Origin of the sequence: Brevundimonas sp. (genome assembly GCF_044336875.1) — a bacterium.
In the GTDB taxonomy this organism is placed as follows: domain Bacteria; phylum Pseudomonadota; class Alphaproteobacteria; order Caulobacterales; family Caulobacteraceae; genus Brevundimonas.
Window position 1 is genome coordinate 272,221 of record NZ_JBIIOP010000001.1, and the last position, 21,462, is coordinate 293,682.

The 21,462-nt window shown below is 66.6% G+C and carries 26 protein-coding genes; 9 read left to right on the forward strand and 17 right to left on the reverse strand.

Features of this window, described 5'->3' with window-relative positions; genetic code table 11:
- Nucleotides 1-4 precede the first annotated feature (4 nt).
- Entirely contained in the window at nt 5-604 is a 600-nt protein-coding gene (locus ACIQ1T_RS01330; RefSeq protein WP_395942686.1) for a GNAT family N-acetyltransferase, read from the reverse strand.
- A gap of 118 nt (nt 605-722) precedes the next feature.
- Between ACIQ1T_RS01330 and ACIQ1T_RS01335 the strand changes: the two genes are divergently transcribed.
- Nucleotides 723-2,195 carry a DUF1800 family protein gene (locus ACIQ1T_RS01335; protein ID WP_395942687.1) on the forward strand — a complete coding sequence of 491 codons (1,473 nt, stop codon included), beginning with the start codon at nt 723-725 and terminating at the stop codon, nt 2,193-2,195.
- Nucleotides 2,192-3,382 (forward strand): DUF1501 domain-containing protein, encoded by a 1,191-nt coding sequence (locus tag ACIQ1T_RS01340; RefSeq protein ID WP_395942688.1) that lies wholly within the window; start codon nt 2,192-2,194, stop codon nt 3,380-3,382. The genes ACIQ1T_RS01335 and ACIQ1T_RS01340 overlap by 4 nt, the downstream gene beginning before the upstream one ends.
- A gap of 4 nt (nt 3,383-3,386) precedes the next feature.
- On the opposite strand, the gene ACIQ1T_RS01345 is transcribed toward ACIQ1T_RS01340, so the two are convergent.
- The gene (locus ACIQ1T_RS01345; protein WP_395942689.1) at nt 3,387-3,578 is read right to left on the reverse strand and encodes a hypothetical protein; all 192 of its coding nucleotides are present in this window, start codon (nt 3,576-3,578) and stop codon (nt 3,387-3,389) included.
- 238 nt (nt 3,579-3,816) lie between these two features.
- Between ACIQ1T_RS01345 and ACIQ1T_RS01350 the strand changes: the two genes are divergently transcribed.
- Entirely contained in the window at nt 3,817-4,029 is a 213-nt protein-coding gene (locus tag ACIQ1T_RS01350) for a cold-shock protein (protein ID WP_314122654.1), read from the forward strand.
- A gap of 68 nt (nt 4,030-4,097) precedes the next feature.
- On the opposite strand, the gene ACIQ1T_RS01355 is transcribed toward ACIQ1T_RS01350, so the two are convergent.
- The 7 genes from ACIQ1T_RS01355 to ACIQ1T_RS01385 form a co-directional block, all read right to left on the reverse strand.
- Nucleotides 4,098-4,475 carry a nuclear transport factor 2 family protein gene (locus ACIQ1T_RS01355; protein ID WP_395942690.1) on the reverse strand — a complete coding sequence of 126 codons (378 nt, stop codon included), beginning with the start codon at nt 4,473-4,475 and terminating at the stop codon, nt 4,098-4,100.
- Nucleotides 4,476-4,529: 54 nt separating this feature from the next.
- On the reverse strand, nt 4,530-5,084 hold the full coding sequence (locus ACIQ1T_RS01360; RefSeq protein ID WP_395942691.1) for an NADPH-dependent FMN reductase: 555 nt from the start codon (nt 5,082-5,084) through the stop codon (nt 4,530-4,532).
- 80 nt (nt 5,085-5,164) lie between these two features.
- Nucleotides 5,165-6,379 (reverse strand): M16 family metallopeptidase, encoded by a 1,215-nt coding sequence (locus tag ACIQ1T_RS01365; RefSeq protein ID WP_395942692.1) that lies wholly within the window; start codon nt 6,377-6,379, stop codon nt 5,165-5,167.
- A gap of 50 nt (nt 6,380-6,429) precedes the next feature.
- Entirely contained in the window at nt 6,430-7,131 is a 702-nt protein-coding gene (locus ACIQ1T_RS01370) for an SURF1 family protein (RefSeq protein WP_395942693.1), read from the reverse strand.
- Nucleotides 7,128-7,529: a DUF983 domain-containing protein gene (locus ACIQ1T_RS01375; RefSeq protein ID WP_395942694.1), complete on the reverse strand. Its 402-nt coding sequence runs from the start codon at nt 7,527-7,529 to the stop codon at nt 7,128-7,130. The genes ACIQ1T_RS01370 and ACIQ1T_RS01375 overlap by 4 nt, the downstream gene beginning before the upstream one ends.
- Nucleotides 7,526-8,434: a cytochrome c oxidase subunit 3 gene (locus ACIQ1T_RS01380; protein WP_395942695.1), complete on the reverse strand. Its 909-nt coding sequence runs from the start codon at nt 8,432-8,434 to the stop codon at nt 7,526-7,528. The genes ACIQ1T_RS01375 and ACIQ1T_RS01380 overlap by 4 nt, the downstream gene beginning before the upstream one ends.
- A 117-nt stretch (nt 8,435-8,551) precedes the next feature.
- Nucleotides 8,552-9,472 carry a LysR substrate-binding domain-containing protein gene (locus tag ACIQ1T_RS01385; protein WP_395942696.1) on the reverse strand — a complete coding sequence of 307 codons (921 nt, stop codon included), beginning with the start codon at nt 9,470-9,472 and terminating at the stop codon, nt 8,552-8,554.
- Nucleotides 9,473-9,568: 96 nt separating this feature from the next.
- Here ACIQ1T_RS01385 and ACIQ1T_RS01390 point away from each other — a divergent pair, with 96 nt between their 5' ends.
- Together ACIQ1T_RS01390 and ACIQ1T_RS01395 are read left to right on the forward strand one after the other, a co-directional pair.
- Nucleotides 9,569-10,423, forward strand: coding sequence for an aldo/keto reductase family oxidoreductase (locus ACIQ1T_RS01390; RefSeq protein WP_395942697.1), 855 nt, complete (start codon nt 9,569-9,571; stop codon nt 10,421-10,423).
- A gap of 283 nt (nt 10,424-10,706) precedes the next feature.
- Nucleotides 10,707-10,982 carry a hypothetical protein gene (locus ACIQ1T_RS01395; RefSeq protein WP_395942698.1) on the forward strand — a complete coding sequence of 92 codons (276 nt, stop codon included), beginning with the start codon at nt 10,707-10,709 and terminating at the stop codon, nt 10,980-10,982.
- Between the two features lie 205 nt (nt 10,983-11,187).
- On the opposite strand, the gene ACIQ1T_RS01400 is transcribed toward ACIQ1T_RS01395, so the two are convergent.
- The 8 genes from ACIQ1T_RS01400 to coxB form a co-directional block, all read right to left on the reverse strand.
- On the reverse strand, nt 11,188-11,607 hold the full coding sequence (locus ACIQ1T_RS01400) for an NUDIX domain-containing protein (protein ID WP_395942699.1): 420 nt from the start codon (nt 11,605-11,607) through the stop codon (nt 11,188-11,190).
- Nucleotides 11,607-12,155 carry a cytochrome c oxidase assembly protein gene (locus ACIQ1T_RS01405; RefSeq protein WP_395942700.1) on the reverse strand — a complete coding sequence of 183 codons (549 nt, stop codon included), beginning with the start codon at nt 12,153-12,155 and terminating at the stop codon, nt 11,607-11,609. Before ACIQ1T_RS01405 ends, ACIQ1T_RS01400 begins: the two co-directional genes overlap by 1 nt.
- Nucleotides 12,152-12,325: a hypothetical protein gene (locus ACIQ1T_RS01410; RefSeq protein ID WP_395942701.1), complete on the reverse strand. Its 174-nt coding sequence runs from the start codon at nt 12,323-12,325 to the stop codon at nt 12,152-12,154. The genes ACIQ1T_RS01405 and ACIQ1T_RS01410 overlap by 4 nt, the downstream gene beginning before the upstream one ends.
- 6 nt (nt 12,326-12,331) lie before the next feature.
- The gene (gene cyoE, locus ACIQ1T_RS01415) at nt 12,332-13,300 is read right to left on the reverse strand and encodes a heme o synthase (protein ID WP_395942702.1); all 969 of its coding nucleotides are present in this window, start codon (nt 13,298-13,300) and stop codon (nt 12,332-12,334) included.
- A gap of 178 nt (nt 13,301-13,478) precedes the next feature.
- Nucleotides 13,479-14,366, reverse strand: coding sequence for a WcbI family polysaccharide biosynthesis putative acetyltransferase (locus tag ACIQ1T_RS01420; protein WP_395942703.1), 888 nt, complete (start codon nt 14,364-14,366; stop codon nt 13,479-13,481).
- Nucleotides 14,367-14,386: 20 nt separating this feature from the next.
- Nucleotides 14,387-15,493: a GSCFA domain-containing protein gene (locus tag ACIQ1T_RS01425; RefSeq protein ID WP_395942704.1), complete on the reverse strand. Its 1,107-nt coding sequence runs from the start codon at nt 15,491-15,493 to the stop codon at nt 14,387-14,389.
- A 39-nt stretch (nt 15,494-15,532) separates the two neighbouring features.
- Nucleotides 15,533-17,212 (reverse strand): cytochrome c oxidase subunit I, encoded by a 1,680-nt coding sequence (ctaD, locus tag ACIQ1T_RS01430; RefSeq protein WP_395942705.1) that lies wholly within the window; start codon nt 17,210-17,212, stop codon nt 15,533-15,535.
- Nucleotides 17,213-17,227: 15 nt separating this feature from the next.
- Nucleotides 17,228-18,232 (reverse strand): cytochrome c oxidase subunit II, encoded by a 1,005-nt coding sequence (gene coxB, locus ACIQ1T_RS01435; RefSeq protein ID WP_395942706.1) that lies wholly within the window; start codon nt 18,230-18,232, stop codon nt 17,228-17,230.
- A gap of 271 nt (nt 18,233-18,503) precedes the next feature.
- Between coxB and ACIQ1T_RS01440 the strand changes: the two genes are divergently transcribed.
- From ACIQ1T_RS01440 to ubiA, 4 genes are all read left to right on the forward strand, one after another.
- The gene (locus ACIQ1T_RS01440) at nt 18,504-18,875 is read left to right on the forward strand and encodes a PadR family transcriptional regulator (protein ID WP_395942707.1); all 372 of its coding nucleotides are present in this window, start codon (nt 18,504-18,506) and stop codon (nt 18,873-18,875) included.
- On the forward strand, nt 18,872-19,456 hold the full coding sequence (locus ACIQ1T_RS01445; RefSeq protein ID WP_395942708.1) for a DUF1700 domain-containing protein: 585 nt from the start codon (nt 18,872-18,874) through the stop codon (nt 19,454-19,456). The genes ACIQ1T_RS01440 and ACIQ1T_RS01445 overlap by 4 nt, the downstream gene beginning before the upstream one ends.
- Nucleotides 19,453-20,235: a GIN domain-containing protein gene (locus ACIQ1T_RS01450; RefSeq protein ID WP_395942709.1), complete on the forward strand. Its 783-nt coding sequence runs from the start codon at nt 19,453-19,455 to the stop codon at nt 20,233-20,235. The genes ACIQ1T_RS01445 and ACIQ1T_RS01450 overlap by 4 nt, the downstream gene beginning before the upstream one ends.
- Nucleotides 20,236-20,516: 281 nt before the next feature.
- Nucleotides 20,517-21,455, forward strand: coding sequence for a 4-hydroxybenzoate octaprenyltransferase (ubiA, locus tag ACIQ1T_RS01455; protein WP_395942710.1), 939 nt, complete (start codon nt 20,517-20,519; stop codon nt 21,453-21,455).
- Nucleotides 21,456-21,462 lie beyond the last annotated feature (7 nt).

Genomic DNA, 21,462 nt, shown 5'->3' on the forward strand with positions numbered 1-21,462 from the left:
CCCCTCAAGTCGGCGCTCGGTCGCCGCGATGCTCGTCCTCGACGAGGCCGAACAGAAGATGATCTGCCCACTCGCCGTTAATTTTCAAATAAGCGCGGGCCCTTCCCTCGTTGCGGAAGCCCGATTTTTCCAGCACCCGCCGCGATCCGTGGTTGGTCGGCAGGCAGGCCGCCTCAAGCCGGTGCAGTTTCAGCTTATCGAAGGCGTAGCCGACCACCGCCCGCATCGCCGCCGTCGCATGGCCCTGGCCGGCATAGGGCTGGCCGATCCAGTAGCCCAGGGTGCCGGTCTCGGCGACGCCGCGCCGAACGTTCGACAGGGTCACGGCCCCGACCAGGGTCTTGCCGTGGTCGATGAAGACGAAGAAGGGCCAGGCGTTGCCCAGCTCCATCTCGCGCGCATAGATCGACAACCGACGGCGGAAGGCGGGCTTGGACAGGTCGTCCTCGGGCCAGGCCGGCTCCCACGGCTGCAGATAGTCGCGGGAATTGTCGCGCAGGGCCGACCAGGCGGCGTAATCGGACGCGCGCGGCGGCCGCAGCAGCACGCCGTCGCCCCGGACCATGGGTCCGGCCACATCGCTCATCCAGTCCAGCAGGGCCATCGAACCCCAATCTAGCGCGTGGACAACCGCTTGGCGACGGATGCACGCGAATCTGATGCGCGACGGAGTTTTGCGTCCGGCGCGTTACAATGAGGAACGACGGACAAGGAGACCGCCCATGGCCTCATCCCCGACCGACGCCGCCATAGCCTTGACCCGACTGGGTCTCGGCGCCCGCCCCGGAGAGATAGACCGCGTCGCCCCCGACCCGCGCGGCTGGCCCCTGGACCAGATCCGGCCCGAGGGCGCGCCCCAGCCCGCCGACGACCTGGTTCCCTCCGACCGGCGCATGACCGAATTTCTCGACTACCAGGCCGGGCGGCGCCAGAGCCGCCAGGCCCGGCGGGACATCGCGCCGGCCGCCGCCCAGGCGTCTGATCCCGCCAGGCCCGCCCCCGGCGACGCCGAGCCTGCGGCCATGCGCCGCTCCGCCCGTCGCGACCTCGCCCAGGACACGGCCCAGGCCTTTCTGGCGCGCGTCCGGCTGGGGGCTGCGACCGACCAGGGGTTCGCCGAGCGCTGGGCCCTGTTCTGGGCCAACGCCATCACCGTCTCCTCGGTCAAGTTCGACAGCGGCGCCTTTATCGAACAATACGAGCGCGAGGCGATCCGCCCCCACGTCTTCGGCCGGTTCGAGGATCTGGCGGTCGCCGCAGAACAGCATCCGGCCATGCTCTTCTATCTGGATCAGACCCGCTCGGCCGGTCCCGACAGTATGGCGGGCGCGCGCCGCAACGGCGGCCTGAACGAGAACCTGGCGCGCGAGATGCTGGAACTGCACACCGTCGGCGCCGACGCCGGCTACACCCAGGCCGACGTCACCGAACTGGCGCGCGCCCTGACGGGCTGGTCCGTCCCCCGGGCCCAGGATCGGCCGACGCCGAACCCCGCCCGCCGCGCTCGACAGGCGGCGCGCCAGGTTCAGCCCGGCGTCAACGGCTTCGTCTTCCGCGCCGATATCCACGAACCCGGCGCCCGCACCGTCATGGGCCGGACCTATGCGGAGACGGGCGAGATCCAGGGCGAGACCATATTGCGCGACCTGGCCCGCCATCCCGCCACGGCGAAACGCCTGTCGCGCCGGATCGCCGCCCATTTCACCTCGGACACGCCGCCCGAACCTCTGGTCGCCCGGCTGGAACAGGCCTGGACCCGGTCCGACGGCGATCTGGCCCAGGTGGCCCGCGCCCTGATCGAGGCGCCCGAGACCTGGTCGGCCCAGCCGGCCAAGTTCAAGACCCCGTACGACTTCGTCGTCTCCACCCACCGCGCGCTGGGCGCCCCGCCCCAAACCATCCAGCCTCTGCGCCAGGCTCTGGTCGCCATGGGCCAGCCGCCGTTCGCGCCCCCCTCGCCCGAGGGCTGGCCCGACACGGCGGCCGACTGGGCCGGCCCCGACGCCCTGGTCAAACGCCTCAACTGGGCCAGGACCGTCGCCGAGACCGCCCGGATCGCCGATGTGAACGCTGCAGCGGCCTCGGCCCTGGGCGACCGAATGACAGACCGCACCCGCCTCGCCGTCGCCCGGGCCGAAAGCCGGCCCGAGGCCCTGACCCTTCTTCTCATGTCGCCGGAGTTTCAACGCCGATGACCCATGTCGCCCTCAACCGCCGCGCCCTTCTGGGCGCCTCCGCCGCCGGACTGGGCCTGAGCTTCGCCGGGCGCGTCGTCGCCCAGTCGAACGCGTCCCGGAACAAGCTGGTCGTGATCATCGCCCGAGGGGCCATGGACGGCCTGTCCGTCACCGCGCCCCACGCCGATCCCGACTATGTCGCCCTGCGCGGCGGCCTGGCCCTGCCCGCGCCGGGCGAGGCCGACGGCGTGCTGGACCTGGGCGAGGGCTTCGGCCTGCACCCCGCCCTCGCGGGCCTGCACGCCCTGCATGGACAGGGGCGGATGCGGTTCGCCGCCGCCGTGGCCTTGCCTGTGCGGATTCGCTCGCATTTCGACGCCCAGGACGTGCTCGAGAACGGCGGCGAAGCCCTGCGCCAACAGGACGACGGCTGGCTGAACCGGGCCATGGTCGCGGCGGGCGGAACGGCCTTGAAGGGGCTGTCGATCGGGGCGCAGACGCCGCTGATCCTGCGCGGCGACGCCCCCGTCTCCAGCTGGGCGCCGGGGGGCGCGGTGCGTGGCGAGGACCGGATCGCCTCCCTGCTGCAGGATCTCTATGTCGACGATCCCCTGCTGGGCCGAAACCTGGCGCGCGGCCTGGCCACCGAGGAACTGGTCGGCATGGGCGGAGGGGGCGGAGGGGGCGAGACCCTGCGCCGCAACGACGCCCAAGGCCTGGGCCGCGCCGTCGCGCGGCTGATGACAGGGGCCGACGGCGCCGATGTCGTCGCGGTCTCGCTGGACGGCTGGGACACCCACGCCGGCCAGAAGGCCCAGCTTCAGACCCGTCTGACGGGCCTGGACCAGCTGGTTTCAGGTCTGAGGAATGGCCTGGCCGACGACTGGTCGCACACGGTCGTCATGGTCGCGACCGAGTTTGGCCGCACCGCCCGCGCCAACGGAACCCAGGGCACGGACCACGGCACGGGCTCGTCGCTGCTGCTCGCGGGCGGGGCGGTCAAGCCGGGCGGCCTGATCGGCGACTGGCCGACCCTGGCCGACAATCGCCTGTTCGAGGGCCGCGACCTGGCGCCGACCCTGGACGTGCGATCGGTGTTCAAGGGGGTGTTGCGGGACCATATGGGCGTGGACCGCGCCGCCCTGGACGCCCGCGTCTTCCCCGGCAGCGCAGCCGAGGCGCCGACGCTGGACAACCTGGTCTAACGGTCTAGGCGGCCTCGCTTGGGGCTTCCTTGCAGATGCGGTTCAAGTCGGCGCGGATCGACGTGCCCTGGAAATGGGACATCTCGGCGCCCGAATAACCCTCTGCGGACAAGGCCTTGACGACGTCGCCGGTGTTCAGACAATCGGGGGTGCGAGCGAGCTGGTACGCGCGCTCCACGACATGGGTACGGTTCATGTTGGAGCCTTTCCTGGTCGTCATGAAACGCCTGCCAAGCTGGACCGTTCCCCCGTCCCAAATATTGGCCCTCAGCGGCCGCGCTTGCATTTGTCACAAAGACCTGAGCACATAGGCTCTGTCGATCTCTCTGCGTAACGCCACCCTCTTTGCGAACGCACCGAGTCCAGGCCGCTCCATTCAGACCCGACAGGCCGCAGGGACGTTCCCTCGGTCAACTTCTAGCGGAGGTCTCATCATGGCTACCGGCACTGTTAAATGGTTCAACCCGACCAAGGGTTACGGCTTCATCCAACCCGACGACGGCGGCAAGGACGTCTTCGTCCACATCTCGGCCGTTGAAGCCGCCGGCCTGCGCGGCCTGGACGAAAACCAGAAGGTTTCCTACGAGCTGGAACGCGACAAGCGTTCGGGCAAGGAATCGGCTGGCCAGCTCCAGACCCAAGGCTGATTTCAGCTTCCAGCTGAAATGCCGACGGCGGCTCCTCGCGGAGCCGCCGTTTTCAATTGCGGCTTGACCTAGAACATCGTGTTGCCGTTCGCCGCCTCTGCGGGCACCCGCTGCAACACGTCCCAATGCTCGACGATCTTGCCGCCCTCGAAGCGGAAGATGTCCATTCCGGCCCAGTCGCTGTCGCCCGGCCATTCCTGACGGGTGTGCAACACCACCAGATCGCCTTCGGCCAGCGTGCGGACGATATGGACCCGCTTGCCGGGATAGTCCTCGGCCATCCGTTCGAAATAGGCGATGAAGCCGTCCTTGCCGTCCGGCACGACCGGATTGTGCTGGATGTAGCGATCCCCGACATAGCGGTCGATCGCCTCCCTGGGCCGACACTGGTTGAACATCAGGTCGTAGAAGTCCCGCGCCGTCTGCCTGTTTGTCTCGGGGGTCACGGACGTCCTCCCTGGTTCACGCGTTGGGCGATAGGGCGTTGGAACATCGCGGCTTCAGCCCTTCGTCTTCTCGATCCAGGCGGCGAAAGCATCGGTGAAGCTCTTCAGGAAGTCCCGCGTCCCGTCACTGGTCAGCTTGCCGCTGTCGTCCAGCAGGGTTGCGACATTGCCCACATAGGCTTCGGGCTGCTGCATCGTCGGCATGTTCAGGAAGACCAGGGGCTGGCGCAGATGATGATTGGCGCCGAAGGCCCCGATGGCGCCCGGCGACACACTGACGATGGCGGCGGGCTTGGCCTGCCAGATGCTGTGGCCATAGGGGCGCGAGCCGACGTCCAGGGCGTTCTTCAGCGCGCCTGGGATCGAGCGATTGTATTCCGGCGTCACGAACAGCACCGCTTGGGTGGCGGCCACCTCGGCCCGGAACCGGGTCCAGGCCTGGGGCGCGTCGTCGGTCTCCAGGTCGGGATTATAGAGCGGCAGGTCGCCGATCTCGATCAGGTCCAGATCCAGGCCGGGCGCGGCCAGGGCCTTGAGCTCCAGACCGATGGCGCGCGAATAGGAGCCCTCGCGCAGGCTGCCGACGATCAGGGCGACGCGGACGGACATGGGGCTTCTCCGGTGGCTGGATGGCTGGCCGGGACGGCGCAAGCTCCAGCATAACCGATCCGCGTCGAGTGCGGTTCCCCCTATCCCCCGAACAGGGCCGTCGCGAAGGCCTCGCCCGCCGGCGCCGCCGACTTCGGCCCCAGCACGGCGCTGGCCGACTGACCGGACGCCAGCACCCGTTCGCCGACCGCCCGCACGTCGGCGATGGTCTGGGCTTCCAGCGTCTCGGTCATCGACAGGCTGGACAGGGGCGCGCCGAAGATCAGGGTCTGGGCCGCGTTGCGCCCCGCCCGGCTCATGGGGTTCTCGTCCGACATCCACAGACCGGCCTTCATCACCGCCTTGGCCCGCGACAGCTCGGCCGCCGTCGGTCCGCTCTCGGCCAGACCACGCACCTCGGCGGCGGACACCTCGGCCAGTTCCCTGGCCCGATCCGCGGCCGCGCCGGCGTAGATGCCCAGCACCCCCGTGTCGGCGTAGGGTTCCTGATAGGCGTCGATGGCGTAGGCCAGGCCCCGCTCCTCGCGCGCGCTCTGGAACAGACGCGAGGCCATGCCCCCGCCCAGGATCTCGCCGAACAGCCGCATGGCCGACAGGGCCGGATCGGTCGCCGACAGGGCCGGCAGTTGGAACACCAGATTGGCCTGTTCGATCTTGCGCGTCAGCTTGGCGTGACCGCCGACGAAGAGGGCCGGCGCCGGCTCCTCGACCGGGGTCGCCACGGCGTCGCCGAACCACCGCTCGGCCAGGGCCAGCAGTTCCGTCTCGTCCACCGCGCCCGAGGCCGCCACCACCATCCGGTCGGGCGAATAGAGCCGCGCGCGCCAGGCCTCGACGCTGGCCTTGTCGGCCGGTTTCAGACTGTCGATCGAGCCCAGGATCGGCCGGCCCAGCGGCTGTCCGGCGAAGGCGCGGGTCTGGACCATCTCGAACACATGATCGTCGGGCGTGTCGAAGGCCTCGGCGATCTCCTGGGCCACGACATCCTTCTCGCGCTCGATCTCTGCGGGATCCAGCGTGGGGCGGAACACCAGGTCGGACAGCACCTGCATGTTCAGCGCCAGGGTGCCTTCCAGCCCGCGCACCTCGAAACTGGTCCGCTCATAGCCGGTGGCGGCGTTGATCGTGCCGCCCTCGGCCTCGACCCGTTCGACGATCTCGCGCGCGGCCATGTCGCCCGCGCCCTTGAACACCAGATGCTCCAGCAGGTGCGACCAGCCGGAGCGGTCCTCCGGCTCCCACCGCGCCCCGCCCTTGACGGTGACGACGACGGCCAGGGTCTTCAGCCCGGGCATGGGGTCGCAGATGACGCGGACGCCGTTGGACAGGATGTGCAGGGATGCGGTCAGGGGGTGTCTTTCTTCAGGCGTCGTCGCAGCAGGGCCACATAGAAGCCCGCCAGCGCAATCGCCAGCCCGAACCACGTCAGGGCGTATCCGAAATGATTGTTGGAAAAGGCCGCCGGCGGCGCGGACGCCCTCAGTTGCGGCAGTTCCGGATTGATCGCGGTGATCGCGAACACCGCCTCGGGCCGCACCGTCCCCGTCACCTTCAGGGCCTTGGCCATGGCCGCCGTGTCGCGCGCATAGAAGCGGCCGTTCATCGGCGGCGGGCTCATCGAGCCTGGCGGGTCGAAGCTGCGGAACTCGCCGACCAGCACCAGCGGCAGGGTCGACTCGACCACGCGCGGCCGCGCCGTCACCCCGTCGGCGATGAAGCCCCGGTCGATCAGCAGGCTGAAATCCGCATCCACCGGCCGGCAGGCCGAGATCAGCCTCACCCCGGCCTCGCCGTCATGGATCGACTGCAGTTCGACATAGGCGGCGGTGGCCAGGCCGGGACAGACGATCAACGCCTTGCGGAACTCCAGGTCGCCTTCACCCCGTAGCTGGTCCAGCGGAACGGGCGGTTCAGCCGCGGCCGCATCGGCCGCCGCGATCAGGCCTTCCTTCCACTTCAGCCGCTCGACCTGCCACACGCCCAGCCCGACCAGCAGCACCAGGGCCGCCGCCGTCAGCAGGGTCAGGATCCAGGGGAAACGCCTCATCTCTGGTTCCTGTACTGTAGTCCGATCATCAGTCCCCTCCCCGGCCGCATCAGGGCCAGCGACAACACCGCCGCCAGCGGCAGCCAGACGATCAGGTGCAGCCACATGGGCGGGTGGAATTTGATCTCGACGATCAGGGCCGAGAACCCGACCACGAAACCGGCGATCTGCATGATGAAGCTCGCCGGTCCGTCCCCCGTCTGGATGGTCGAGAAGTCGAGGCCGCAGGCCTCGCACCCCGGTCGCACCTTCAGGAAGCCGTCGAACAGGCGCCCCTGCCCACAGCGCGGGCATCGCCCCTTCAGCCCCCATTGCGCCGGATGGTCGGAAACGGCGACGGCGGGAGACGATCCCTCGCCCCCCGCCGCCTCGACCGTGTCAGACTCGTCTTGGATCAACCGAAGACGACGTAGACGAAGGCGAACAGGAACAGCCAGACCACGTCGACGAAATGCCAGTACCAGGCCGCAGCCTCGAAGCCGAAATGCTTCTCCGGCGTGAAGTCGCCGGCCAGCAGACGGACCAGGCAGACCGTCAGGAAGATGGTGCCGATCAGGACGTGGAAGCCGTGGAAGCCCGTCGCCATGAAGAAGATCGACCCATACAGGCCCGAGTTGACCGCCTCCTCGTTGAAGAACAGGTGTTCGTGCAGGATGTGGTGATATTCATAGGCCTGGACGCAGGTGAACAGCACGCCCAGGGCCACGGTGATGGCCAGGGCGATCTTGGCCCCCTTGCGGTCGCCGGTCTGGATGGCGTGGTGGGCCCAGGTGACGGTGCAGCCGCTCAGCAGCAGGGTCACGGTGTTCAGCAGCGGCAGCTGCCACGGGCTCAGCACCTCGATCCCCTTGGGCGGCCAGGTCGACCAGGCCTTGGCCGTATCGGCCCAGGTTCCGACCTCGGGCGTCAGGGCCCGCGATTCATGGAACAGGGCCATGTCGAAGAACATCCAGAAGAAGGCGACGAAGAACATCACCTCGGACGCGATGAACAGGATCATGCCGTAGCGCAGGCCCAGGGACACGACCGGCGTATGATCGCCCGCCTTGGATTCCTTGATCACGTCCGACCACCAGCCGAACATCGACACCAGCACCCCGGCCAGGCCGGCGAAGAACAGGCCCGGCTTGCCTTCGGCCAGGAAGTTGGCGGCGACCGGACCGGCGTCGGCGGGCGCCAGCCCCTTCATCCACACCACCGCGCCGATGAACATGATGGTCGCGGCGATCGACGACACCAGCGGCCACGGGCTGGGCGGTACGAGGTGATAGTCGTGGTGCGGAGCGGCGTGCGCGTCGGCCATGCGTTTCATCTCTATATTGGGGCTGGCGATGAACTCGCCTTATTTGCTCCAGCTATAACCGCCGTCCGCGCAGGACGCCAGTGGCCGCCGCCTTTCCGCCTTGATCGCGAACGGCCCTCAAATCCGCGCGTTGCGGGATCGCACATAATCCACGAACGCCCGCAGCGGCGGCGGGGTCAGCCGCCGCCCCGAATAATAGAGGAACGGTCCTGAAAACGGCTGATGCCAGTCCGTCAGCACCGGCTCCAGCGCCCCGCTGTCCAGATGCGGTCGGATCCAGTCCTCGAACAGGAAGATCACGCCCACGCCCGCCACCGCCGTATCGACCGCCAGATCCGCCGCGCCGTTGACGCCGAACACCATCGGCCCTGTCGGATCGACCATCACCACCTCGCCGTCGCGTTCGAACTCCCACGGCGGGACCGCGCCGCTGGGAAACCGTCCGCGCAGACAGTCGTGGGCCAGCAGATCGCGCGGATGTTCGGGTCGTCCGCGCCGGTCCCAATAGGCGGGCGCAGCGGCGCAGGCGAACCTCTGTTGGCGCGGTCCGATGGGCACGGCGATCATGTCCTGCTCCAGCCGCTCCTCGTAGCGGATCCCCGCGTCGCACCCGGCCGCCAGCACGTCGACCAGGCTTTCCTCGACGGTCAGGTCCAGCCGGATATCGGGATAGGCCGCCAGAAACCCCGGCACGATCTGCGGCAGGACCAGCCGCGCCGCGCTGGCCGGCACGTTCAGCCGCAGCGTCCCCGCCGGCCGGTCGCGCAGATCGCCGATCCCTTCCAGCGCCGCCTCCACCTCGCCCAGGGCCGGCGCCAGCCGCTCCATCAGCCTCTGGCCCGCCTCGGTCGGGGCCACGCTGCGGGTCGTCCGGTGCAGCAGCCGCACGCCCAGCCGTTCCTCCAGCCGCCGCACCGCCTCGCTCAGGCTGGAGGCGCCGCCCCCGGCCCCGGCGCCGCCCAGCCGCGCCGCCTCGCGGAACCCGCCCGCACGCGCCACGGCGACGAAGGCGTTCAGATCGCTGAGATCCGGCTTCATTGTTCGCCTTTCCGCACAGCCCGTCCGAACCTTGCCCGATTATCGTTCAGCGGCCCAGCCCCTAGATCGGCGTCGTTCCTTCAACGGCGAGCGATCATGTCCAACACCTTCCGCCTCGGCGACCGTACGGTGAACCGCCTCGGCTATGGCGCCATGCAGCTGGCCGGCCCCGGCGTCTTCGGGCCGCCGAAAGACCATGAGGCCGCCCTCGCCGTCCTGCGCGAGGCCGTGGCCCTGGGCGTCGACCACATCGACACCAGCGACTTCTACGGCCCCCACGTCACCAACCGGCTGATCCGCGAGGCCCTGTCCCCCTATCCCGACGACCTGACCCTGGTGACCAAGATCGGCGCCCGGCGCGGTCCGGACGGCGCCTGGCTGCCGGCCTTCTCGCCTGACGAACTGGTCGCGGCCGTGCACGACAATCTGCGCAACCTGGGCCGCGACACGATCGACGTCGTCAATCTGCGCGTCATGTTCGACACCCACGGCCCGGCCGAGGGCTCCATCGCCGCCCTGCTGGAGCCGCTGGCGGACCTGCAGCGCCAGGGCCTGGTCCGACACGTGGGCCTCAGCAACGTCACCGCCGCCCAGGTCGCCGAGGGCCGCGCCATCTGCCCCATCGTCTGCGTCCAGAACCAGTACAACCTGGCCCATCGCGACGACGACGCCCTGATCGACGCCCTGGCCGCCGACGGGATCGCCTATGTGCCCTTCTTCCCCCTGGGCGGATTCAGCCCGCTGCAGTCGACCGCCCTGTCGGAGGTCGCCGCCGGACTGGACGCCACGCCGATGCAGGTCGCCCTGGCCTGGCTGCTGCGCCGGTCGCCCAATATCCTGCTGATCCCCGGCACCTCGTCCGTGGGCCATCTGCGCGAGAACCTCGCCGCCGGTGAACTGATGCTGTCCGACGCCGCCCTGGCGACACTGGACGGGATCGCCGGGGCCTGAGGCCGCAGGGACGCGCCGCCCGCGAAATCGTCCCAAGATTGGGACGGCGACGCGTCCCCGTCCATGATACCGGACCCGATCGCCACAGGACGGGGGGAGCGTGCGATGGCCTGGATCCGACGGAACGTCTCGCTGATGCTTCTGGAAATCCTCAACGACTATATGCGCAGCGGCTGGGGGCGGCGCGGTCGTTGACGCCATCGCAGAATAACGGCGGTCGTCCGGGAACGACCGGCGACCTCGACAGTTTCCGCCTCCGGGGCGGCGTTACCGGATAGTATCCATGGATCTGATTTCCACGATGACCGACGCCACGGAGACGGGCCACGTCTTCGTCTTCAGTTTCGCCGGCGCCGGCGCCGAAGTGACCACCAGCGTCCGGATCGACGTCGCCGACCCGCTGATGGCGGAGGCCTTCGCCGCCAATCTGCTGGCCGAGATCGCCCAGAGGATGGAAGGCAAACGAATGTCCTACGAAGCGCTCCAGGCCCTGTCGGTCCTCCCGCCGGAACCGGTCGCAGCGACCGTCGCCACTCCCGCCAAGGTCGCAATCGCCTGACGCCCAGACTGTAATTTCAGGGATTTTTCCCGCCTCGGGCGAGACCGCTTTTCTCGAGCGGCGGATATGCGACTGACGCGCTCGATCGGTCGGACATCCTCCTCCGATCAGGCGGTCCGTTCCGAACCTCGCCGGCTCCGACACCCCCGGGGGCGCCGAACCGAACCCTGGCTACGAGACGGGCCGTCACCTGCGGGGCAGAGCCTCAGCCGCGCGACGCCAGGGCCGCGAACGCCTTCACCGAGAACGCCGACAGCGGCTGCGGCGGGTCCGCCGGATCGAACCAGCCGATCTCCGACAGCTTGTCAGGCTCGGTCAGCCAGGGCTCGCCAGTGAAGTCCCGCGTCACATAGATCAGCGAGACCCAGTGCTGGGCGTCGGCGGGAATGATCTCCTCGCTCAGGCACAGGAAGTCGACGGCGCCGATCTTCAGCCCGCTCTCCTCCTCGGCCTCGCGACGCGCGGCTTCGGCGGACAGTTCGCCGTGATCGACCTTGCCGCCGACGATGTTCCAATGGCCCGCCTCGGGCGCCTTCAGCCGCTTGCACAGCAGCACCCGCCCGTCGGCGCGCTGGATCACCAGTCCGCAGCCGACGCCGGGGAAGTCGACACCCGGTTTGCCCATCAGGCGTTCGGACGGGTCGGGGCGTCGACCGAGGGATAGAAGGTGTAGCTGAGGGTGATCTCGCGCGCCCCCTTGGCCTCGCGGTCGGTGGCCAGTTCGGGAGCGATGAAATACTGGACCGGGAACTGACGCGTCTCGCCCGCCTGCAGCGTCTGATCCTCAAAACAGAAACACTGCAGCTTCTGGAAATAGGGTCCGGTGTATTCCGGCACGACATTGTATCCGGCCCGCACCTGGATCGGCTTGTCCGAGGTGTTGGTCACATCGAAATAGGCCAGCCCCGTCTCGCCGATCCGCACCCTCTGGGTCGCCTGTTCCGAGCGGAACTTCATCGGCACGCCGCGCACATTGGTGTCGAACCGCACCAGCACCGTCTGGTCCAGCACCGTGTCCGGCGCCTTGTCCGCCTTGCGCACCGTGCCGTCGAAGCCGGTCACCTGACAGAACATCCGGTACAGCGGCACCGCCGCAAAGGCCGCGCCCGTCATCCCCATCACGCCCAGGACGCAGATGATGGCGATCAGGTTCTTGCGGCCGGGATTGTTCATCGCGACGCCGCCGCAGCAGACCCTTCCAGCAGGGCGCGCTCATTGGCCTGGTTCTGCTGCAGGCGCAGGACGGTCGTGGCGAAGACCAGGATGATGAAGGCGACCAGAGCCAGGGCGATCCAGACGTTGCGCCGCTTGCGGGCGCGCAGTTCCTCGGGGCTCAGACGCATGGCTCGTTACACTCCCAGGCCCGACACGGCCTCGACCAGCAGGGCCGAGAACAGGGCGACCAGATACAGGATCGAGAAGGCGAACAGGTCACGGGCCGGTTTGGCCTGGACCTTGACCTCGTACAATGCGGCCTCGCGTCCCACCGTGTCGGCCTTGTCCGGCTCGTCGCCCGCGCGCGAGCGGAACAGACGCCAGGCCAGGCCCATGAAGCCCAGGCCGCCCGCGACCGACACCGCAGCATAGATCAGCCCGCCCATGCCCAGCAGGGCCGGCGCGACGGCCGAGGCGACGAAGAAGACGGAATAGACCAGGATCTGCAGCCGCGTGGACTTGGCCCCACGCGCCACCGGCATCATCGGGATCCCCGCCTTGGCGTAGTCGCCGGCCGAATACAGGGCCAGGGCCCAGCTATGCGGCGGGGTCCACAGGAAGATGATCAGGAACAGAAGCCAGGCCTGCCACGGCGCATGACCGGTCGCCGCCGCCCAGCCGATCACCGGCGGAAAGGCGCCCGCCGCCCCGCCGATGACGATGTTCTGGGGCGTCCGCCGCTTCAGCAGCAGGGTATAGAAGCCGGCGTAATAGACGATGGTCAGGGCCAGCAGACCGGCCGCGAACCAGTTGGTGTTCATGCCCAGCAGCATGACCGAGAACAGGCTCAGGATGACGCCGAACGCCATCGCATCATTTTTCCGAACGCGCCCCGCCGCCACCGGGCGACCGCGCGTGCGCCGCATCAGGGCGTCGGTCTCGCCTTCCAGCGCCATGTTCAGCGCCCCCGCCGCCCCGGCCCCCACGGCGATGCACAGGATGGCGATGGCGGCCGCCAGCGGGTTCATCGACCCGGGCGCCATCACCAGTCCGGTCGCAGCGGTGAAGACCACCACGGACATGACGCGGGGCTTGAGCAGCTGGAAGAAGTCTTCCGGCTGGGCGGTCGAGATCGAGTGTTGTGTCTGGACGTCTTGGGTCATCGGTGCGGGCCGCATAGCACACCCGAAACCAGAAGGCCGCCCCTTCCGATGGACGAGATCCAATTCAGGCCATGACGCTTGAAACGAAACAATCAGGACGAATGCACTTCCGTCGCCACGATTCCACGCAATCGAAGACGCCGATTCATATCCCGCCCATAACAGCTGAAAATATATCCTAGTTTACAATGATGTCACGCAGCACATCACGCCCCTCGATTACGCCGGGGTCGTTGTCGATTGCAGATCGACTGGATCTTTCGAAAATTTCGTACGATTTTTTGGAAAATTCCACCAACTGGATAAATCTATCTCCATCCTCAGCTACATTTCTGGCATAATTTCTAAAAGTATAATCGCCAGACATACCAATCTCTTCAGCAAGTTCCGTATAGAATGGCCACGCATGCTGTTGGTCAAATACATCAACCACGTCGGATGGCGGCGTTATTTCATATGGAGCGATTCCTGAACGCTCGACAGCAAACGTTGCAAGAGAAGACAGAACACGGACGTTAGGATGGAGCGGCGTATGCATAAACGCTCCGCCTTTCAACCATAAATCCCAATCTCGCTCGACAATGACATCGTAGCCGTAAGGCTCGTAAGAGGCCATCAAACTGGATCGACTGGAAGAGAACTCCTCGAAATATCCCAAACGCTTATAGACAAGCTTGTTGAAGAGCATGATTGCTCGATCAAGAGGCAGACCTAATGAAAAGGCCGCACTCAATATCTTGGAATGAAAGGCTTCAATGGGCGTTTGAGGAACGCCCGATATGAGACATGAGTCGGGATGGAACCCGCGGAATATGAAGGGCGGAACCACTTCCACGCGCGGCACGCCCGCCTCGAGAAGACGCCCCTCCGTGAACAGAGGCATGTCATGATGATCCTGGAACTGAGTTATCACCAGGTCATATGAAGGCAGGCTATCGGCTATAGCCTGCTGCATCTCAGAATTGCGCTTTATATGGCGATGCTTGATAACGGCTTCCGGAAAGAGAGACTTTAACGCATCCCCCATGCCGACAACTTGGCAAAGACCAACAAGTGCAATTCTCACTTTAGTACACCTAACCGCAGCTATGACTGATCTATTGCTTCTTCGTCGCAGATGATTGATCGCAATGCGTCGAATTCGCCCGCAGATCGAAGCGCACGCCCCTCACCATGCCCGTGCTCGGGCGATTCAGGCAATCGCACTCTGCGAGTGACCAAATCTTCGGCAGTGGAGCGATCGTCGACGCTAGACAGATAATGCTTTTTGAACAACCCCATCACGCGTGAAACGCCCTCCAACTTCACCTCTCGCAAGTCGGATTCGAAATACCGCGCTCCAGAATACGATCCCGTTATTACTTCATACGACGGGAAATAGAAAACATTATCGAAAGAGTTTGTTACAGACTCGGCCACCACCCTAAGGGCAGATTTACTGTAAGTCGTCGAAACCAAAACATGCCTGTCCTCATAAGTCGCAATCAAAGGCACCGGAGAAACCGTAATTATGATTTTAACGCCGGGATTGACATCACGAATGAACGACACCGCCCGATCAAAATCCGCCAACATCTCCATCACGGTGCAGTTGTGGAATTCGTACTCGTGTCCATCATGCCCTGGCGCAACGACTCCCGGCGCCAGAGGCACGACAGCGCCGTCCGTCTTGCAAACCCAGGACTCCGTAAGACCCAGTGTGAAGACTAGAATATCGCACTGCTCGAACATCTGACGGACACTGGCGAGGTGCGCTCGACGATCGTCGATCAAAGCCTCTGGAGACGAGAACCCTGCTTCCTGTATTCTGGGCCTGAACGGATCGACAAAGGCTCCATCAGACCTTTCCCACGCGACGTCAGCCGGCGAGAACAGGCCATACGCACGTTCAAACAGCTGCAGGAATTGCCGAACCGTGTAGATGTTGGCGAAGCGGGCTGGAAATACGCCATAGCCTTCGTCGACGGCCCCGGACGTCAAAGGCGTCCGCTCGGTCACGAGATAATTGAACCCCTCGCGCACGAGCGTCGAGGAAATGTGCTGAGCGAAACAACTGCCGACCGTGGCGACCTTGTCCTGCCGATTGATCCGCAGCGACGAATGAACGACGGGATCGATCTCCTCCGGCGTCAGACTTGAGATCGACCGACGCCAGAATTGATAATCCGGCAAAGAGAGATAGGGATTGTCCATATCCCTATCTTCTTCTGCTTAGTCGCCAGCCTCAAGCGGTCAGTGGTCTTCTTCCTTGACCACCGGCAGTTCGTTGAACTGGTGCGCCGGGGGCGGAGAGGACAGGGTCCACTCCAGGGTCGTGGCGCCCTCGCCCCACGGATTGGCCACGCCCGGACGACGACGGATCGCCGCCTCGGCCAGCATGACCAGGAAGACCAGCACCCCGAAGGCCGTGATCGCATACCCCACGGAGGAGACGTGGTTCCACAGCCAGAAGGCGTCCGGATAGTCGATATAACGGCGCGGCATACCCTGCAGGCCCAGGAAGTGCTGCGGGAAGAAGACCAGGTTCACCCCGACGAACATGATCCAGAAATGGGTCGCGCCGAGGAACTCGTTGTACTTCACCCCGAACATCTTCTCGAACCAGTAGTAGAAGCCGGCGAAGATGGCGAAGACGGCGCCCAGCGACAGGACGTAGTGGAAGTGGGCCACGACGTAATAGGTGTCGTGCAGGCTGTAATCGATGCCGGCGTTGGACAGGACCACGCCCGTCACCCCGCCGACGGTGAACAGGAAGATGAAGCCGATGGCCCACAGCATGGGCGTCTTGAAGCTGATCGACCCGCCCCACATGGTGGCGATCCAGCTGAAGATCTTCACCCCCGTCGGCACGGCGATGATCATGGTCGCAGCGATGAAATAGGCGCGCAGGTTCACGCTCATGCCGACCGTGTACATGTGGTGCGCCCAGACGACGAAGCCGACGAAGCCGATGGCCACCATGGCGTAGGCCATGGCCAGATAGCCGAACACCGGCTTCTTCGAGAAGGTCGAGACGATGTGGCTGATGATGCCGAAGCCCGGCAGGATCAGGATGTAGACTTCCGGGTGGCCGAAGAACCAGAACAGGTGCTGGTACATGATCGGGTCGCCGCCGCCCGCCGGATCGAAGAAGTGGGTGTTGAAGTTGCGGTCGGTCAGCAACATGGTGATCGCCCCCGCCAGGACCGGCAGCGACAGCAGCAGCAGGAAGGCGGTGATCAGCACCGACCAGGCGAACAGCGGCATCCGGTGCAGGGTCATGCCCGGCGCGCGCATGTTCAGGATCGTGGTGATGAAGTTGATCGCCCCCAGGATCGAGCTGGCGCCCGCCACGTGGAGGGCGAAGATGGCCAGGTCGAAGGCCGGGCCTGTGTGCCCCATGGTCGACAGGGGCGGATAGGCGGTCCAGCCGCCGCCGAAGCCCTTGCCCGGCCCGCCGTCGACGAACATCGACAGCACCAGCAGCACCCAGGCCGCCACCAGCAGCCAGAAGGAGATGTTGTTCATGCGCGGGAAGGCCATGTCCGGCGCCCCGATCATGATCGGCACGAACCAGTTGCCGAAGCCGCCGATCATGGCGGGCATGACCATGAAGAAGATCATGATCAGGGCGTGGGCCGTGACCACGGCGTTGTAGCCGTGCTTGGACTGCTCCACGAGACCCAGCAGCTGGATCGACGAGCCCTCCTTGAAGATCTGGATGCCCGGCTCGGCCAGTTCCCAGCGGATCAGGCCCGACAGGGCGCCCCCGACGATGCCCGCCATGATGGCGAACATCAGATACAGGGTGCCGATGTCCTTGTGGTTGGTCGACAGGAACCAGCGGGTGAAGAAGCCCAGCTTGTGCTCGTCGTGGTGAGAATGGTCGTGCGCGTGATCGGCGTCACGGGTCGAAACAGTAGCGTCAGCCATGGATCTGCTCGCCTCTTACTGGGCGGCCGGCGCGGCGGGAGCCGCGGCGGGAGCGGGTTGAGCGGTCGCGGCGGCCGGCGTCTGGGCCGGGCTTTGGGCTGCGGTCGGATCAGTTGCAGGCGTCGCCGCCTCGGCGGCGGGCGCGGCGGCCGGGGCAGCGGCGGCCGCCGCCTCGGGCGCCTTGGGCGTCATCGACCCGCCCTTGGACACGACCCAGCGTTCGAACTCGGCCTGGGTCACCACATGGATCTCGATCGGCATGAAGGCGTGGTCGACGCCGCACAGTTCCGAGCACTGGCCGTAGAAGATCCCGGTGCGTTCGGCCTTGAACCAGGTGGTGTTGATCCGGCCGGGCACGGCGTCGGTCTTCAGGCCGAAGGCCGGCAGGGCCACGGCGTGGATCACGTCCGAGGCGGTGATGACCAGCTGCACCGTCTTGCCGACCGGCACCACCATCGGCTCGGTCGCGGCGAGGCGGTAGAGGGAGTGCGGCAGGCCGCGCTCGGCCAGCTCGTCTTCCTGCACCATGTTGGAGATATATTCCGGCACGCCCTGGTCCGGATATTCATAGGCCCAGTTCCACTGGTTGCCCGTGACCTTCACCGTCACGTCCGGCGTCGGCATGTCGTGATAGGCGAACAGCAGGCGGAAGGAGAACAGCGAGATTCCCACCAGGATCAGCACCGGCAGGACCGTCCAGATGATCTCGACCGTGGTGTTGTGGCTCCAGCGCGCAGGCGTCGGATTGGACTTCCTGTTGTAGCGGAACACGATCCAGGCCAGCAGACCCAGGACCAGCAGGGTGATGGCCACGATGATCGGCATCAGCACGATATTGTGGAACCAGATGGCGTCATGCTTCAGCGGCGCGGCGGCGGGCTGGAGGTCGATCCCCCCCGGCGTCGGCTGGCCCATCAGATCCTGCGCCCAGGTCGGCGCGGCGAAGAACAGGGCGCATCCGGCAGCCAGTGCCGTCGATGTCGCCGCCGTCTTCGCCCTTCCCAGGGCTCGCGTCCCCATTCCCATACGAAGTCCCCATAAATGTCTTTTTGCAGCAGAGACTTGCGATTGGTTCGCAAGTCTTCGCGCGGGCATGTTATCCCACCCGGCACTCCTTCGAGTCCCTATCGGATCGCCCTTCGCTTGCCAAGCGATCCGCGGGCACACCGCCACGACCTCGCCTCAATTCCAGACCGAACGCCGTCGGATTAAACCTTTGTCATGTTTAGACAGGTACCTTGCGTCACAAGATACCTTGCGGTACTCAACCTCCATCAGAGGAGAGATCGAGGTGCCTGAGACCATCGAGATACAGCTGAAGAAAGGGGTTCTGGGACTGTGTGTCCTGGCGCTTCTGAACCGGGCGGACAGCTACGCCTACGAGATCGCCAGCCGCCTGTCGGACGCGATCGATATGGGGGAAGGAACCATCTACCCCCTGATGCGACGGATGCAGTCGGACGGACAGGTCGAGACCTATCTGGTCGAGTCCTCGTCCGGCCCGTCGCGCAAATACTATCGGCTGACCGACGCCGGTCGTGCGGCCCTCGCCGCCCAGACCGCCGAATGGTCGGCCTTCACCAAAGCCGTCGACGCCATAGTGGCGAACGACGCGCAAGAGACACAAGAGCCCCAGGCTCAACCGGAGGGAGCGGAACAATGACGCGCGCGGACTTCATCGCCCGTCTCAAGAACGGTCTGGTCGGCCTGCCGACCGCCGCGGCGAACGACATCATCGCCGACTACGAGACCCATTTCGCCGACGGCCTCGCCGCAGGCCGCACCGAGGCCGAGGTGGCCGCCGCCCTGGGCGACCCCGACCGCCTGGCCCGCGAGCTGAAGGCCGAGGCCGGCATCCAGCGCTGGCATCAGGAGAAGAACCCCTCCTCCGCCGCCGCCGCCGTCTTCGCCGTCCTGGGCCTGGGGGCCGTCGACATCCTGATCCTGCTGCCCATCGCCATGGGCGTGGTCGGGACCATCTTCGGCTTCTTCATCGCCGCCATCGCCCTGTTCTTCGCGGGCGGCGCGATCATGGTCGCCGGTCCCTTCGCCGGCTTCCCCGGCGGTCCGCTGGCGGCGATCCTGATGGGTCTGGGCCTGATGGCCGGATCGATCTTCATCGGCGCCCTGCTCAGCATCGTCACCATCTGGCTGGTCAACGCCACCGTCTGGTTCGCCCGCCTGCACTACCGGCTGCTGAAGCCGGCCCTGGAACCCACTCAAGCCTCGGGAGTCTCGGCATGATCCGCACACTATTCATCATCGCCGGCGCCGCCCTGGTGCTGTGCATCGCGGCCCTCGGCGGCGCCGTGGCCCTGGGCGGCCACGACCTGCAGCGCGAGGGCTGGGCCTGGACCATCAAGGGCGACAACGACGAGAGCGTCCGCTTCGAACGGATCAAGGGGGACGGGACCGACGACCTCGGCCCCTTCACCACCCGCACCCTGGCCTGGGCCGGCGGCGAAACCCTGACCGTCGATTCCAGCATCCACGTCGACTATGTTCAGGGCGGCGCCAATACGGTCGTCATCACCGGACCCAAGGCCCTGGCCGACCGGGTTCGACTGACCGACGGCCGGCTGTCGATGGGCGACGGCGACGAACGGGTCGTCTTCGGCTGGAGCCACGGCAACTTCTCCGCCCGCTCCGAGCGCGACGAACTGAAGGTGGTGGTCACCGCCCCGAACGTGCGCCGCTTCGTCGCCAACGGCTCGGGCGATCTGAACATCGGCGCCTATGATCAGCCGTCCCTGTCCCTGACCGTCTCGGGCTCGGCCGACGTCTTCGCCACCGGCCGCACCCAAGCCTTGGACGTCGATATCAACGGCTCCGGCGACGCCGACCTGCGCACCCTGGCCGCCCGCGACGCCACGGTCGACATCTCCGGCTCGGGCGACGCCGTCGTCGCCCCCACCGGCGACGCCCTGGTCCGCATCTCCGGCTCCGGCGACGTCGGCCTGGCCACCCACCCGGCCAAACTGACCAGCGAAGTCTCGGGCTCGGGCGACGTCTATCAGGACTGAGGACCGCGAGCTTCGGAAAGGCCCCTCTCCCGGCGACGGGAGGGGGGCTTTTTTCTGCGCCGTCACAGACCCTCTCCCGGTTGCGGGGGAGGCGGCCCGGCGTTCGCGCAGCGAACCAGGGTCGGAGGGGGAAGTCTTCTTGCTGAAGGCAGATGAACTCCCCCCATCGTCAGGCGTGTCGCTACGCGCCACGACCTGACACTTCCCCCGCAAGCGGGAGAAGGTCCGGGAACATCGCCTCACGCCTTCACCCCGTCGCCCATTCCCGCTAAGCCATGCCCATGACCTCCGCCCCCCTTCCCGACGCCGGCGCCAACTGGGTGGACCGCCATGCGCCGGAGGGGCTGAAGCCCTGGCTGAAACTGGGCCGGTTCGACCGCCCCATCGGCATCTGGCTGCTGCTGCTGCCCGGCTGGCAGGGGATCGCCCTGGCCCTGAGCCAGTACCGCGCCACGCCCGGCCTCTACGACCTGTGGCTGGTCGTCGGCTTCGGGATCGGCGCCTGTCTGATGCGGGCCGCCGGCTGCGCCTTCAACGACATCGTCGACCGCGACTTCGACGCCCAGGTCGCCCGCACCGCCCTGCGCCCGATCCCCTCCGGCAAGATCAGCGTCAAACAGGCCTGGGCCTTCGTCGTCGGCTGCAGCCTGATCAGCCTGCTGATCCTCTTGACCCTCGGCCCGGTCGCCATTGGCCTGGGCGTCGGCTCCCTGGCCCTGGTCGCCGCCTATCCCTTCATGAAGCGGATCACCTGGTGGCCCCAGGCCTGGCTGGGCATGACCTTCAACTGGGGCGCCCTGATGGGATTCGCGGCGGCCTCGGCCGTCTTCGGTTGGCCCGCCTTCCTGCCCGCCCTGCTCCTCTGGCTGGGCGGCGTCTTCTGGACCCTGGGCTATGACACCATCTACGCCCTGCAGGACATCGAGGACGACGCCATGGTCGGGGTGAAGTCGTCCGCCCGCCGCCTGGCCTCGGCCGTCCGGCCCGGAGTCGCCACCTTCTACGTCATGGCTGTGGTCTTCGCCGCCCTGACCGGGATCGTCGCCGGCCTCGGCCCGTTGTTCTGGGTCGGCCTCGCCGCCTACGCCGCCCATCTGGCCTTCCAGGTCGTCCGTCTCCAGCGCGAGGACGGCGCCCTGGCCCTGAAACTGTTCAAGTCGAACCGCGAGGCGGGCTTCATCCTGCTCGCCGCCATCGCCCTCGGATCCCTCGGCCTGTGAAGGAATC

Excerpts from the sequence above, each read along its gene's own strand:
- ACIQ1T_RS01360 (WP_395942691.1), bottom strand. The coding sequence starts at position 5,084 with ATGTCCGTCCGCGTCGCCCTGATCGTCGGCAGCCTGCGCGAGGGCTCC.
- ACIQ1T_RS01445 (WP_395942708.1), top strand. The coding sequence starts at position 18,872 with ATGACGCGCGCGGACTTCATCGCCCGTCTCAAGAACGGTCTGGTCGGC.
- coxB (WP_395942706.1), bottom strand. The coding sequence starts at position 18,232 with ATGGGGACGCGAGCCCTGGGAAGGGCGAAGACGGCGGCGACATCGACG.
- ACIQ1T_RS01335 (WP_395942687.1), top strand. The coding sequence starts at position 723 with ATGGCCTCATCCCCGACCGACGCCGCCATAGCCTTGACCCGACTGGGT.
- ACIQ1T_RS01410 (WP_395942701.1), bottom strand. The coding sequence starts at position 12,325 with ATGCGTCTGAGCCCCGAGGAACTGCGCGCCCGCAAGCGGCGCAACGTC.
- ubiA (WP_395942710.1), top strand. The coding sequence starts at position 20,517 with ATGACCTCCGCCCCCCTTCCCGACGCCGGCGCCAACTGGGTGGACCGC.
- ACIQ1T_RS01345 (WP_395942689.1), bottom strand. The coding sequence starts at position 3,578 with ATGAACCGTACCCATGTCGTGGAGCGCGCGTACCAGCTCGCTCGCACC.
- cyoE (WP_395942702.1), bottom strand. The coding sequence starts at position 13,300 with ATGACCCAAGACGTCCAGACACAACACTCGATCTCGACCGCCCAGCCG.
- ACIQ1T_RS01350 (WP_314122654.1), top strand. The coding sequence starts at position 3,817 with ATGGCTACCGGCACTGTTAAATGGTTCAACCCGACCAAGGGTTACGGC.
- ACIQ1T_RS01340 (WP_395942688.1), top strand. The coding sequence starts at position 2,192 with ATGACCCATGTCGCCCTCAACCGCCGCGCCCTTCTGGGCGCCTCCGCC.
- ACIQ1T_RS01365 (WP_395942692.1), bottom strand. The coding sequence starts at position 6,379 with ATGCCCGGGCTGAAGACCCTGGCCGTCGTCGTCACCGTCAAGGGCGGG.
- ACIQ1T_RS01380 (WP_395942695.1), bottom strand. The coding sequence starts at position 8,434 with ATGGCCGACGCGCACGCCGCTCCGCACCACGACTATCACCTCGTACCG.
- ctaD (WP_395942705.1), bottom strand. The coding sequence starts at position 17,212 with ATGGCTGACGCTACTGTTTCGACCCGTGACGCCGATCACGCGCACGAC.
- ACIQ1T_RS01395 (WP_395942698.1), top strand. The coding sequence starts at position 10,707 with ATGGATCTGATTTCCACGATGACCGACGCCACGGAGACGGGCCACGTC.
- ACIQ1T_RS01425 (WP_395942704.1), bottom strand. The coding sequence starts at position 15,493 with ATGGACAATCCCTATCTCTCTTTGCCGGATTATCAATTCTGGCGTCGG.
- ACIQ1T_RS01385 (WP_395942696.1), bottom strand. The coding sequence starts at position 9,472 with ATGAAGCCGGATCTCAGCGATCTGAACGCCTTCGTCGCCGTGGCGCGT.
- ACIQ1T_RS01390 (WP_395942697.1), top strand. The coding sequence starts at position 9,569 with ATGTCCAACACCTTCCGCCTCGGCGACCGTACGGTGAACCGCCTCGGC.
- ACIQ1T_RS01405 (WP_395942700.1), bottom strand. The coding sequence starts at position 12,155 with ATGAACAATCCCGGCCGCAAGAACCTGATCGCCATCATCTGCGTCCTG.
- ACIQ1T_RS01400 (WP_395942699.1), bottom strand. The coding sequence starts at position 11,607 with ATGGGCAAACCGGGTGTCGACTTCCCCGGCGTCGGCTGCGGACTGGTG.
- ACIQ1T_RS01450 (WP_395942709.1), top strand. The coding sequence starts at position 19,453 with ATGATCCGCACACTATTCATCATCGCCGGCGCCGCCCTGGTGCTGTGC.
- ACIQ1T_RS01330 (WP_395942686.1), bottom strand. The coding sequence starts at position 604 with ATGGCCCTGCTGGACTGGATGAGCGATGTGGCCGGACCCATGGTCCGG.
- ACIQ1T_RS01370 (WP_395942693.1), bottom strand. The coding sequence starts at position 7,131 with ATGAGGCGTTTCCCCTGGATCCTGACCCTGCTGACGGCGGCGGCCCTG.